The sequence below is a fragment of the Pseudomonas sp. CCC4.1 genome, from assembly GCF_035019225.1.
GTDB classification, from domain to species: Bacteria; Pseudomonadota; Gammaproteobacteria; order Pseudomonadales; family Pseudomonadaceae; genus Aquipseudomonas; species Aquipseudomonas bubulae.
In genome coordinates, this window is sequence record NZ_JASJWL010000004.1 from 97,109 (window position 1) to 109,554 (window position 12,446).

Here is a 12,446-nt window from a genome sequence, read left to right on the forward strand (position 1 = left end):
ACGCCCCGGGCCGTTGCGGCTCGGAGCGTCTAAAACAAGCATGTTGCGGCGCCTGCATCGTGATGCAGGCTCGCGCCCACAGAGTGCGTTAGCCCTGCGCCTGCTTGACCTGGGCTTCCAGCTCGATCTTGAGCCCCGGGTCGAGCTTGAGCTGTTTGGCCAGCTCTTCCAGATAGGCGCGCTCCATGAAATGTTCTTCATCCACCAGAATCAGGCTGGCGATATACATTTCGGCCGCGATTTCCGGGGTGCTGCCAGCTCTGGCAACCTCTGCCGGGTCCAGCGGCTTGTTCAGTTCAGCTTGCAGCCATTGGCGCAATGCAGGGTCGCCATTGAGTTTGTTCAACTCGCCATCGATCAGTTGGCGCTCACGCTCATCCACATGACCATCAGCCTTGGCAGCAGCCACCAGGGCCTTGAGGATCGCCTGGCTGTGTTGCTCCACTTGCGGCGCCGGAACACGGTCAATGGTTTGCGGCTCGGTCTGCGGTGCCGTGCCCTGATTGGCCTGCCAGTTGCCGTAGGCCTTGTAGGCCAGAACGCCCAGGGCGGCAAGGCCGCCATAGGTCAGTGCCTGACCACCGTACTTGCGCGCACTCTTGTTGCCCAGCAGCAGCCCCAGAGCACTGGCTGCCAGAGCGCCGCCACCCGCGCCGGAAAGCAGGCCGCCCAGGCCACCAGACCCGAGCAGGTCACCCAGGCCGCCTTTATCGTCACGGGAGGCGCTGCCTTGGGCGCCGGTTTTTTTCGCCAGCATCTGTTGGCCGGATTTAAGCAGTTGGTCGAGCAAACTCATAAGCATCCTCTCTTAACAGGGTCAGGGGGCGCCAGAAAACCCGCCCGCAGGCAGGTTTATCGTAAAGAGCACTGGCTATCAGTCGCGCAGGTCGGACTCATGAATCGGTTGGTCGCGATGGGTCGCGCGCTGGTACTGGGCTGGCCAGATGGCCTTTTTACCGCCCAGGTCATCGTCTGCATGCAACGGCCAATACGGGTCACGCAACAGTTCACGCGCCAGCAGGATCAGGTTGGCCTGCCCGGTACGCAAAATATGCTCGGCCTGGGCCGGTTCGGTGATCATGCCCACCGTACCGGTGGCAATGCAGGCCTCCTTGCGCACGCGCTCGGCAAAACGGGTCTGGTAGCCAGGCCCCACCGGAATCTCGGCATTGGCTGCGGTACCGCCCGAAGACACGTCGATCAGGTCCACGCCCAATGCCTTGAGGCGTCGTGCCAGTTCGACGGTTTCGTCAGGGTTCCAGCCGTCTTCCACCCAGTCGGTGGCCGAGACCCGCACAAACAGCGGTAGCTCCTGCGGCCATACACCGCGCACGGCCTCGGTGACTTCCAACACCAGACGGATGCGATTCTCGAACGAACCGCCGTATTGGTCACGTCGCTGGTTGCTCAACGGTGAAAGAAATTGATGCAACAAGTAACCATGAGCAGCATGTACTTCAACCACCGAGAAGCCAGCCTCCAGCGCTCGCTTGGCGGCAGCCACGAACGCCTGGATAACCTCATTGATCTGGATCTCGTCCAGTTGCACTGGCGCAGTGTGCTGTGGGTCGAAGGCAATGGGGGACGGCCCGACAGGCACCCAGCCGCCCTCCTCCACCTTGACGCTGCCATGCTTGCCCAACCAGGGGCGGTGGGTGCTGGCCTTACGCCCGGCATGGGCCAGCTGGATGCCGGCTACAGCGCCCTGGGAGCGAATAAAGCGGGTGATGCGTTGCAGGGGTTCAATCTGCTCGTCGTTCCACAGGCCCAGATCCTGGGCAGTGATACGGCCTTCGGGGGTGACGGCAGTGGCTTCGGTAAAAATCAGCCCGGCGCCGCCAACGGCACGGCTGCCCAGGTGGACCAGGTGCCAGTCATTTGCCAGCCCATCGACGCTGGAGTACTGGCACATTGGCGAGACCGCAATGCGGTTAAGAAGGGTCAGTTGGCGCAGGGTATAGGGTTCGAGCAGCAGACTCATGGGTCACCTCTAATTCCAGTGGGCAGGCTCCAAGTACTTCTGAAGAGCCTAGTCGACAACACTGGATGAGGGGGAGTTCATATCGCAACGGGACGTGGTGGTTTTGGTGGGAGCGGGCTTGCTCGCGATACGGGCACCGCGGCCTGTCAGGCCAACCGCGGTGAAAGCATCGCGAGCAAGCCCGCTCCCACAGGGGATTGGCGGATTAGCGCGGCTCGATATGGGCAATCATCAACTGTACGGTTTCGTTGCCGCGAAATTCGTTGAGGTCAAGCTTGTAGGCCAGTTCCACCCAGCGAATGGTCGGGTTCGGCCACACTTCGCGGTCGATCCCGAAAGCAATGCCGTCGAGCTTTACGCTGCCGCATTCGGTCTTGAGCACGACTTTCAAATGCCGCTCCCCCACGATGCGTTGCTCCACCAACTGGAATACCCCGTGGAACAGCGGTTCGGGAAAGTGCTGCCCCCATGGCCCGGCATTGCGCAGGGCACGCGCCAGCTCCAGGTGAAACTCTTCCACTGCCAGGCTGCCGTCAGACAGCATGCGCCCGGTCAGGTCTTCTTCACGCAATTGACGCCGCACTTCAGCATCAAAGGCCTCACAGAACAGCGGGAAGTTAGCCTCAGGCAAAGTCAGGCCAGCCGCCATGGCATGGCCACCGTATTTGCTGATCAAGTCCGGATGCTGTGCAGCCACCACACTCAGTGCATCACGAATATGAAAGCCCGGCACCGATCGGCCGGAGCCCTTGAGCATGCCATCCCCGGCATCGGCAAAGGCAAAAGTCGGGCGGAAGTAACGCTCCTTGAGCCGCGAAGCCAGAATTCCGATCACTCCCTGGTGCCACTCGGGGTCGAACAGGCACAGGCCAAACGGCATGCTGTCGATGGTCAGATCCTTGAGCTGGGCCAGCGCTTCACGTTGCATGCCCTGCTCGATGGATTTACGGTCCTGGTTCATTTCGTCCAGTTGCGCAGCCATTTCCCGTGCGGCATTGGCGTCATCGGTGAGCAGGCATTCGATACCCAGGCTCATGTCGTCCAGGCGCCCGGCGGCATTCAGGCGCGGCCCGAGGATAAAACCCAGGTCGGTGGAGGTAATTTTCGAATGGTCACGCTTGGCCACTTCCAGAATAGCCTTGAGCCCGGGCCGGGCACGCCCGGCACGGATGCGCTCAAGCCCCTGGTGTACCAGGATGCGGTTGTTCGCATCCAGCGGCACCACGTCCGCGACGCTGCCCAGCGCCACCAGATCCAGCAATTCGGCAATATTCGGCGCCTTGCTGTTCTGGTACCAGCCCAGGCTGTTCAAGCGCGCCCGCAAAGCGATCAGCACATAGAAGATCACCCCTACCCCCGCCAGCGCCTTGCTCGGGAACTCGCAGCCGGGCTGGTTGGGGTTGACGATGGCATCCGCGGCCGGCAATTCACTGCCCGGCAAGTGGTGGTCGGTAACCAGCACGCTCAAACCAGCTTTTTTGGCTGCGGCCACACCTTCGATACTGGAAATTCCGTTATCGACCGTGATCAACAGCTGCGGCGTACGGGTCAGCGCAACTTCGACGATTTCCGGGGTCAAGCCGTAGCCATATTCGAAGCGGTTAGGCACCAGGTAATCGACATGGGCCGCCCCCAGCAGGCGCAGACCCAGCATGCCCACGGTGCTGGCTGTGGCGCCGTCGGCGTCAAAGTCGCCGACGATCAGGATGCGCTGGCGCTGCTCAAGCGCGACCACCAGCAAGTCCACCGCAGCATCGATGCCCTTGAGCTGCTGATACGGAATCAGCCGCGCCAGGCTCTTGTCCAGTTCTGCTTGCGACTGCACACCCCGAGCAGCGTAAAGACGGGTCAGCAGGGTTGGCATTTCGCCCAGAAAAGGTAGGGTTTCAGGCAGTGGACGAGGTTCGATGCGCATAAGCAGGTGAAGAGTCTCTAAGCGTAAAAAAGGGTTGGAACTTAGCCGCGTTCGCCTTGCAGCCACTGCAGTTGCACTTCGTGCTGGCCGCGATCGTCGGTCACGAAAATCGTGCCTTCGCTGATCATCACGTCCCACTTGATAACCCGTGGCATATCTTTGGCCAGCACCTCAAGAATCTCTTGCGGAACGGCTGCGATATTGACGTTCTTCAGGTTCTTGATTGCAGGAATCACCTTGCCTTCCCACACACGCAAGCTGCCATAGGCCAGCAGGCTGGTGCGCTCGGTACGGCGCGAGCACCAGGTCAGACGGTCGGCATCGGGCTGTCCGACTTCGATCCAGTGCAGAACACGGTCATCCAGGCTTTTTTCCCACAGGGCCGGTTCGTCTACATCTGACAGGCCTCGACCAAAAGACAGCTGCTCGTTGTACCAAAAAGCGTAGGCCAGAAGGCGCACAGTCATGCGTTCTTCGGTCTCCGAAGGGTGGCGGGCGATGGTCTGCTTGACGCTTTCATAGACCCCGCGATCGAGATCGGTAAGGTTGAGTTCAAACTTGTAGGTCGTGGACGGCTGTGCCATGAACGGGCTTCTTGATACGGAGAAAGGCGACAAGTCTAACCGATACACCGTGATTGAACGAATCGGCCAGCTTCTTGCCAGCCGCCAGCTATGTTAAAAGGCTGTACTCGCTCGCCCTTGGACAAGGATTCCACATGCCGCTCGCCACCAAACCCCTTTCAGGCCTTAAAGTTGTTGAATTGGGTACCCTGATCGCCGGGCCATTTGCATCGCGCATTTGCGCCGAGTTTGGCGCCCAGGTGATCAAGGTCGAATCTCCTGACGGCGGCGACCCGCTGCGAAAATGGCGCAAGCTGTATGAAGGCACATCGCTATGGTGGTTCGTCCAGGCGCGCAACAAAAAATCCCTGACCCTGAATCTAAAACACCCCGACGGTCTGAGCATTCTCAAGGAGCTGCTGACAGACGCCGATATTCTGATCGAAAACTTTCGCCCCGGGGTTCTGGAGAAACTCGGACTGGGTTGGGATGTGCTGCATGCACTGAACCCCAAGCTGGTGATGGTGCGCCTGTCCGGCTTTGGCCAGACCGGCCCGATGAAAGATCAGCCGGGGTTTGGTGCGGTCGGCGAATCCATGGGCGGGCTGCGTTATATCACCGGTTTCGAAGATCGTCCGCCAGTGCGCACAGGCATCTCGATTGGCGACTCGATTGCCGCGCTGTGGGGTGTGATCGGTGCCCTTATGGCTTTGCGTCATCGCGAGGTCAACGGCGGCCAGGGCCAGGTGGTAGACGTGGCGCTCTACGAAGCGATTTTTGCCATGATGGAAAGCATGGTGCCCGAGTTCGATGTGTTCGGTTTCATCCGTGAACGTACCGGCAATATCATGCCGGGAATTACGCCCTCTTCCATCCATACCAGCCTGGACGGCAAGCACGTACAGATCGGCGCCAATGGCGACGCCATTTTCAAGCGCTTTATGCAGATTATCGGGCGCGACGATCTGGCCAACGACCCGGAGCTTGCACACAACGATGGTCGTGACGCACGCCGTGACGAACTGTATGGCGTGATTGACCGCTGGGTCGGCTCGCTGCCGCTGGCCACGGTACTTGAACAACTGGGCGCAGCGCAGGTGCCTGCCAGCCGTATTTTCTCGGCAGAAGACATGTTCAGCGATCCACAGTTTCTGGCCCGTGAAATGTTCCTGCAGGCCAAACTGCCTGACGGTAAAGACTTCAAGATGCCCGGTATCGTGCCAAGGCTCTCCGATACTCCGGGCACGGCAGATTGGGTAGGCCCCGAACTGGGTGCACATAACATCGAGGTGTTGAACAGCCTGGGTTACGACGCTGCAGCAATCGCCAACCTCAAGCAAGCGGGCGCCATCTAGGCGTGTTGCCCATTTTTAGTGGCCACCCAAGGAGATCAGCAGCATGACCCAGCGTTCGACCTTGCGAAGACTTTGGGCAGGCCTGATCACCGCATTGTTTCTGGCCTGGGCCCCTGGCAGTCAGGCAGCACCCACACTCATCTGGTTGTTGCGCGACCTGCCACCGTTAACGGTGTTTCATGGCCCGCAAAAAGGTAAGGGGATAGTCGACCAGGTGATGCCAGCCCTGATCGCAGGCATGCCGCAATACCAGCACGTGATAATGCGGGTTAACCGGGCTCGGGCCCTGCAGATGCTTGAAGAACCCTCGCTGACCTGCGATCCGGCGCTGATCTGGAATCCCGCCCGCGCCCTCTCGATCGTTTACTCCGAGCCCGTTGCGATCATGCACAGCAATGGCATGGCCATACTGCGTGAGAATCAGCATTTGATCGAACCCTTTGTCCATGACGACAAGGTAGACCTGCCGGGGCTGCTCAAGGCGCAAACCCTCAAGCTTGGAATCATTGCCAAACGCAGCTACGGAGTATTGATTGATAGCCAGCTGAAGCTGAGCCCGCCAGGCCAGATTGTCATGCATTACGGTAACGATCCGTTGGGCAGCCTGCTGCAAATGCAACATGCAGGCCGTATGCCGACGCTATTGGGCTACTGGCCAGAAATCCAGGCCAAGGCCAGTCAGCAAGGTTTGTCATCCGACGAACTGCTGTTTTATCCGATCCAGGGCGCCCCGGAATATCAGTCGATTTACGTTGGCTGCTCGGACACTGCGCAAGGACGTGAGGTCATTCGCAGGGTCAATTCGATACTCACCACATTGGGCTCGCCATCCCTGTCTTACCTGGATGAGCAATGACACGTACGCATAAAAAAACCCCGAGCAGTGGGGAGGCTGCTCGGGGTTTAACAGGGTCATGATAACCCGCTCAACAGGCTACAAGTATCGGAGCAATAAACTTGCTCCTGCTGATGAAAAATCTGACAAACCAAACCTGCTGGAAGTTCCCCCGTTACTGGCAATTAATCTGCATTCGCGCCATCAGCACTTATCTGCTGTAGCTCGAAGGCACCCAACAATTGCCCCAGCGCCCCTATGGTCACGGGTTTTGACAGACACCCCAGCACCCTGAGACCTTGACTGCGGGCCACTCTGGCCGCCCTCTCGACCACCGGAGGTGCAGCAGCACTCAAAATAATCAACGCTGCAGCTTTGCGTTCAAGGGCCAACTCGCTGATCAGCTCCTGCCCTGACGCCCCTTCCATATACAAATCACAAATGGCCACGTCTATGGCACCGCGCCTGAGCAAGGACTCGCGGGCGCAATCAACGCTTTCGGCCGTCAACACGTCAAAAATGCGGAAGGCGTTCAACATCTGATGCAACACCATTAATTGAAACGGGTTGTCTTCAAGAATCAATACTTTCAAAGATCGCATCATGGGCCTTCAGGCATAAACCTAGCGCTACAGAGGAGGTAAACCTTAGTGGGCTCAACACTCAATACACATAGGACATATCTGTAAATACCATAGGAATCCACAACGCCTTTCATTTACTGGATCAAACCAGCTTACTGATCCCACTTTTTAGCTTCAGATTTGTCGAACCATCCTCCTACCAGCCCCTCCAGACGCCCAGTCTCTGAATAAAACGGAACAACCCACTGATAGATTTCCATGCCTCCGGACTTAAACTCCACCCAACGTTTTTGGTAACAGGGTTTGCGGCTTTGAATCATGCGCATTATTTCCCGCTGGAGCTTCTCGGCCAGCTCCTTCGAAAACAAATCAACATCAGTCACCTTCAACCCGCGAATCCGTCCCAACTGGACAGATAAACGCTGCTCATAGCTTTGATTGCAGGTAATCAGCTCTCCCTCCAGGCCAACCACGAAAATCGGGCTGGGAATGCCATCCAGAAAGCGGTGACTGAGCCCCAACTGCTCATTCAGGGTTTTCTCGGATTGACGCGCAATAATCAGTTGCCTGCGCAGAAACCAGTTGTACACAAACAACATAAGCCCGGCCGCAATCAAGACCGCTATCGCCCAATAAAGACGGGCTGAGTGATACAGGCCACTCTCGATGATCAGCGGTTTGCCCACCCCCCCCAGCCACTTGGTTCTCAGCGCCCGAATCTCGGCCATGGGCATGGCTTCCAACGCCTTGTTCATGATGCTGAAAAGCTCCGGGTATAGAACAGGGACCGAAAAGCTGGCGGCAGCCCATTGCCCGTCAACACTGCGTCCGACCTTGAGGCGCCCCGGTGGGTAAAGATGAGCCTGTGTCTCTGTTTGTATCGTCGCATCTGCCTCGCCATTGGCGACCGCGTGACGTGCCTGGGCGTAGGTATCAACCAGATGCAGGGTGATTGCGGGGTATTCACGTCGAATCAAGTCTTCGAGGGCATGCCTGGCTGGAAGCGCCAGAACCTTGCCGGCCAGTTCGTCCAATGAACCCAGCCGGGAATCATTGACTCGCACAACAAACACCCAGGGTGCCCCACCGTAGGAATAGGTGAAGTTCAAAAAAGCTTTGCGCTCACGACTTCTGGAGAGGCTTGAGTTCATCAGTGCCTCGCCACTTTTGAGCATGTCGAGGATTTGTACCGTTGAAAACGCTTCTTTATGTACAAACTGCAGCCCGGTCATGCGAGAAATTCGCGCCAGAATATCCACACTCAGCCCTACCCAACGACCGTCCCCGGTCTTGAATGCGTACAAGGGGAACTGCTGGGTCGCCAGGGCTACAACCGGATTGCGCTGGATCCACTCAAGCTCGCCAGGCAGCAGGTTGATATGCGATTGAACAGCGTGCCCTTCAAGCCCGATGATCCAGCGTGAAAGCACCATGCGCGATGTATTGTCATCAAGACTGCCCAGCGCGCGGTTGATCAGCAACCCAAGTTCGGGGTCAGAGAGGCGTGTAGCAAATGCAAAACCGGAGGATGGCAAGGCGCTATCACCGATAATGCGCACCCCCGAATGAGGCCGGACACTTTTGAATGACTGCACGATAAGTTCATTGCCGATAAACCCGTCGATATCCCCCTCAACCAGCGCGTCCATTGCATTATGCAGGTCACTGATGGTGGTGATTTCACTGTCAGGGTAAAACGCCTGGGCGGTATGAATATCGACGTAGCCCTCCATAAAACCGATTTTTTTCCCGACCCAGTTTTTGACCGGCTCTTCCTCACATGAGCGACAAACGATAACCAGTCGATCAGTCATGTACTCCCGGGAAAAAGCTACACCTTCAATCCCTCGCTCAAACCCGCTGGCGCTGGCCAGAATATCGATATTGCCGGCCAGCAGCTCTGCAACGGCCTGATCACGACGCCTGTAGCCCAGGACTTCAACAGGCACGCCCAACGTGTCTCGAACGATGCTCAGGTAATCTGCGCTGATGCCCTGATAGTTATTGCGGTCGTCGGTGATGTCGACCGGTTCGTAATCACCGATGGCGATACCAACCCGTAGCGTTCCATGATTGGCCAGCCATTGCCGCTCCGGGGCATCCAGTTGCAGAGGCTGGATATCCACAAAGCGTGTTGCGAGCCTGAAAGGCGTTCCGGAAGCGCCCATCACCGGCAGGGCCAGGCTCAACAAGGCCATGCCCAGCACTATGCGCATCCATGATTCAAATGTCTGGTGAATACGTGACATGACAGCATCCTTGACCGGGTATTCGCCAGCACAGAAGGGGCGAAGACCTGGCAAGTTTGCCATGCACCAATAAAAAAGCCCGTCAGATGACGGGCTTCAAATTACGTAAGACGAATGCCGTTAAAGCGGCTTGCCACGGTTGCCATGCTGGCTGACAAAGCCCTGGACAGCCTTGAGGTCATTAGCCAGTACGGTGTAACGCTCCTCTCGCTCAAACAAGTCAGAAAGGTGAGACGGCAGTTCGAGCGCTTTTCCTATGCCGGCTTTTTCAACCGCTTCAGGGAACTTGACCGGATGTGCCGTGCCCAGAATGACCATCGGGATATCCAGACTGCGACGGCATTCACGGGCCGCACGCACACCGATAGCGGTGTGCGGATCGAGCACTTCGCCGCTTTCGACAAATACCTGAGCGATGGTTTCGCAGGTTTGCTCATCATCAACCGCCAGCGAATCAAACAGACGACGCGCTTCGGTCCAGCGATCTTCATCAACGCTGAAATTGCCGGTTTGCTTGAAGGTATCCATCAGACCGGCAACGGCTGCGCCATTGCGACCATGAAGGTCGAATAGCAAGCGCTCGAAGTTCGACGACACCATGATGTCCATCGACGGCGACAGAGTCGCGTGCAAGGTGTCCTTGGCGTACTGATTGCCGCTCATGAAGCGGTGCAGGATGTCGTTGCGGTTGGTGGCAACGATCAGCTGGTTGATCGGCAGGCCCATGTTGCGTGCCAGGTAGCCCGCAAAGATGTCGCCGAAGTTGCCGGTAGGCACCGAGAACGACACGGAACGGTGTGGCCCGCCCAGTTGCAGGGAGGCATGGAAGTAGTAAACGATCTGGGCCATGATCCGCGCCCAGTTGATCGAGTTTACGGCGACCAGGCGTGTACCCTTGAGGAAACCCTGGTCGGCGAAGCTGGCCTTGACCATTTCCTGGCAGTCATCGAAGTTGCCTTCGATGGCGATGTTATGAATGTTGTCACCGAACAGCGTGGTCATCTGCCGACGCTGGACTTCCGATACCCGGTTGTTGGGGTGCAGGATAAAGATGTCGACGTTTTCGCAATGCTTGCAGCCTTCGATCGCCGCCGAACCGGTATCCCCGGAAGTCGCGCCGACAATCACCACACGCTCGCCACGCTTGGCCAGCACGTAGTCGAGCAAGCGGCCGAGCAGTTGCAGGGCAAAGTCCTTGAACGCCAGGGTCGGACCGTGGAACAGCTCAAGTACCCATTCATTGCCATTTAGCTGACGCAGTGGCGCTACAGCTGCGTGGGAAAACGCGCCGTAGGTTTCTTCGAGAATCTTTTTGAAGTCTGCGTCCGGAATGCTGCCGGTCACGAACGGGCGCATAACCCGAAAGGCCAGTTCGTGGTAAGGCAAACCGGCCCAGGAAGCGATTTCTTCCTGGGTAAAGCGCGGCAGGTTTTCCGGTACATACAAACCGCCATCACTGGCCAGACCGGCCAGCAACACATCTTCAAAATTCAGGGCCGGTGCCTGGCCACGGGTACTGATATAGCGCATGGGTTCAAACCTTCGGTTTGAGCGCCAAGCGGTTTAGCGCCAGGCAACAAGTAAAAGCCGATGTGCTCTTGCTTGCCGCTTGCCGCTGCCGCTTGCCGCTCTTAATTAATTAAGATGCTCAACGCGGATGCGAACGACCGGACCCACAACGCCCTGCAATGCTTCAAGCGCGGCAATGGCATCGTTGATGTGCTGTTCAATTACCCGATGGGTCAACAGGATCATTGGCACCAGGCCGTCATGCTCTTCGACTTCTTTCTGCATGATCGATTCGATATTGATGCCGCGCTCGGACAAGATGCTCGCCACCTGGGCCAATACGCCCGGGTGATCTTTGGCCTGGATGCGCAGGTAGTAGGCGCTTTCGCACGCTTCGATCGGCAGGATCGGATGGTCGGAGAGCAGATCCGGCTGGAAGGCCAGGTGCGGTACGCGGTTTTCCGGGTCGCTGGTCATGGCACGCACCACGTCTACCAGGTCGGCAACCACGGACGAAGCCGTTGGTTCCATACCGGCGCCAGCACCATAGAACAGGGTCGAACCGGCAGCGTCACCGTTGACCATGACTGCGTTCATTACACCGTTGACGTTGGCGATCAGGCGGTCAGCCGGAATCAGCGTCGGGTGAACCCGCAACTCGATGCCGTTGGCCGTGCTGCGTGCAACACCCAGATGCTTGATGCGATAACCCAGCGCCTCTGCGTAACTCACATCAGCGGTTGTCAGCTTGGTGATGCCTTCGGTGTAGGCCTTGTCGAACTGCAACGGGATACCGAAAGCAATCGACGCCAGAATGGTCAGTTTGTGCGCCGCATCGATACCTTCAACGTCAAACGTCGGGTCTGCCTCGGCATAACCCAGCGCTTGTGCTTCAGCCAGCACGTCTTCGAACGTACGGCCTTTTTCGCGCATTTCGGTGAGGATGAAGTTACCGGTACCGTTGATGATGCCCGCCACCCAGTTGATACGATTGGCCGAGAGACCTTCACGGATCGCCTTGATCACCGGGATACCGCCTGCAACGGCCGCTTCGAACGCCACGATCACGCCCTTTTCCTGGGCTTTGGCGAAGATTTCATTACCGTGAACGGCAATCAGCGCCTTGTTCGCGGTCACGACATGCTTGCCGTTTTCGATGGCCTTGAGCACCAGTTCACGGGCGATGGTGTAACCACCAATCAGCTCGATAACAATGTCGATTTCAGGGTTGGTCGCAACAGCGAATACATCGTTGGTAATGGGGGTACCGGTAATGTCGCACTGAGGGTTTGGCGTACGCATTGCAATTTGCGCAACCTGGATACCACGCCCGGCACGGCGGGCAATCTCCTCGGCGTTACGCTTTAGTACGTTGAAGGTGCCGCCACCGACGGTCCCGAGCCCACAGATACCTACTTTGACCGGATTCACGCTGAACTCCCCATAAAACAGCCG

Annotated in this window: 10 protein-coding genes; 2 read left to right on the top strand and 8 right to left on the bottom strand. The window is 57.8% G+C overall.

Annotation, left to right across the window (positions count from 1 at the left end):
• Positions 1 to 88: 88 nt before the first annotated feature.
• The 4 genes from QN377_RS03105 to QN377_RS03120 all read right to left on the bottom strand — a co-directional run bounded on the left by QN377_RS03105 (position 89) and on the right by QN377_RS03120 (position 4,480).
• Positions 89 to 796, bottom strand: a complete 708-nt coding sequence (locus QN377_RS03105) for a tellurite resistance TerB family protein (RefSeq protein WP_138738573.1) — start codon at positions 794 to 796, stop codon at positions 89 to 91.
• Between the two features lie 78 nt (positions 797 to 874).
• Positions 875 to 1,981 (bottom strand): NADH:flavin oxidoreductase/NADH oxidase, encoded by a 1,107-nt coding sequence (locus QN377_RS03110; RefSeq protein ID WP_095018195.1) that lies wholly within the window; start codon positions 1,979 to 1,981, stop codon positions 875 to 877.
• Positions 1,982 to 2,186: 205 nt separating this feature from the next.
• Positions 2,187 to 3,896, bottom strand: coding sequence for a single-stranded-DNA-specific exonuclease RecJ (gene recJ, locus QN377_RS03115; RefSeq protein WP_095018196.1), 1,710 nt, complete (start codon positions 3,894 to 3,896; stop codon positions 2,187 to 2,189).
• Between the two features lie 41 nt (positions 3,897 to 3,937).
• Positions 3,938 to 4,480 carry a YaeQ family protein gene (locus QN377_RS03120; RefSeq protein WP_016781928.1) on the bottom strand — a complete coding sequence of 181 codons (543 nt, stop codon included), beginning with the start codon at positions 4,478 to 4,480 and terminating at the stop codon, positions 3,938 to 3,940.
• A gap of 134 nt (positions 4,481 to 4,614) precedes the next feature.
• Here QN377_RS03120 and QN377_RS03125 point away from each other — a divergent pair, with 134 nt between their 5' ends.
• Positions 4,615 to 5,814, top strand: coding sequence for a CaiB/BaiF CoA transferase family protein (locus QN377_RS03125; protein WP_095018197.1), 1,200 nt, complete (start codon positions 4,615 to 4,617; stop codon positions 5,812 to 5,814).
• Positions 5,815 to 5,857: 43 nt separating this feature from the next.
• A complete protein-coding gene (locus QN377_RS03130; RefSeq protein WP_095018198.1) occupies positions 5,858 to 6,670 on the top strand; it encodes a TIGR02285 family protein in 813 nt (270 codons plus the stop codon).
• Between the two features lie 164 nt (positions 6,671 to 6,834).
• Here QN377_RS03130 and QN377_RS03135 read toward each other — a convergent pair whose 3' ends face one another.
• The 4 genes from QN377_RS03135 to QN377_RS03150 all read right to left on the bottom strand — a co-directional run bounded on the left by QN377_RS03135 (position 6,835) and on the right by QN377_RS03150 (position 12,422).
• Positions 6,835 to 7,254: a response regulator gene (locus QN377_RS03135; RefSeq protein ID WP_095001258.1), complete on the bottom strand. Its 420-nt coding sequence runs from the start codon at positions 7,252 to 7,254 to the stop codon at positions 6,835 to 6,837.
• Between the two features lie 131 nt (positions 7,255 to 7,385).
• Positions 7,386 to 9,482 (bottom strand): transporter substrate-binding domain-containing protein, encoded by a 2,097-nt coding sequence (locus tag QN377_RS03140; RefSeq protein ID WP_095001257.1) that lies wholly within the window; start codon positions 9,480 to 9,482, stop codon positions 7,386 to 7,388.
• 120 nt (positions 9,483 to 9,602) lie between these two features.
• Positions 9,603 to 11,012, bottom strand: a complete 1,410-nt coding sequence (thrC, locus tag QN377_RS03145; RefSeq protein ID WP_095001256.1) for a threonine synthase — start codon at positions 11,010 to 11,012, stop codon at positions 9,603 to 9,605.
• A 105-nt stretch (positions 11,013 to 11,117) separates the two neighbouring features.
• Complete coding sequence (locus tag QN377_RS03150) at positions 11,118 to 12,422, bottom strand: homoserine dehydrogenase (RefSeq protein ID WP_095018199.1); 1,305 nt, start codon at positions 12,420 to 12,422, stop codon at positions 11,118 to 11,120.
• Positions 12,423 to 12,446: the final 24 nt, after the last annotated feature.

Coding starts and splice junctions, on each gene's coding strand:
- QN377_RS03105 (WP_138738573.1), bottom strand. CDS start 796: ATGAGTTTGCTCGACCAACTGCTTAAATCCGGCCAACAGATGCTGGCG.
- QN377_RS03110 (WP_095018195.1), bottom strand. CDS start 1,981: ATGAGTCTGCTGCTCGAACCCTATACCCTGCGCCAACTGACCCTTCTT.
- recJ (WP_095018196.1), bottom strand. CDS start 3,896: ATGCGCATCGAACCTCGTCCACTGCCTGAAACCCTACCTTTTCTGGGC.
- QN377_RS03120 (WP_016781928.1), bottom strand. CDS start 4,480: ATGGCACAGCCGTCCACGACCTACAAGTTTGAACTCAACCTTACCGAT.
- QN377_RS03125 (WP_095018197.1), top strand. CDS start 4,615: ATGCCGCTCGCCACCAAACCCCTTTCAGGCCTTAAAGTTGTTGAATTG.
- QN377_RS03130 (WP_095018198.1), top strand. CDS start 5,858: ATGACCCAGCGTTCGACCTTGCGAAGACTTTGGGCAGGCCTGATCACC.
- QN377_RS03135 (WP_095001258.1), bottom strand. CDS start 7,254: ATGATGCGATCTTTGAAAGTATTGATTCTTGAAGACAACCCGTTTCAA.
- QN377_RS03140 (WP_095001257.1), bottom strand. CDS start 9,482: ATGTCACGTATTCACCAGACATTTGAATCATGGATGCGCATAGTGCTG.
- thrC (WP_095001256.1), bottom strand. CDS start 11,012: ATGCGCTATATCAGTACCCGTGGCCAGGCACCGGCCCTGAATTTTGAA.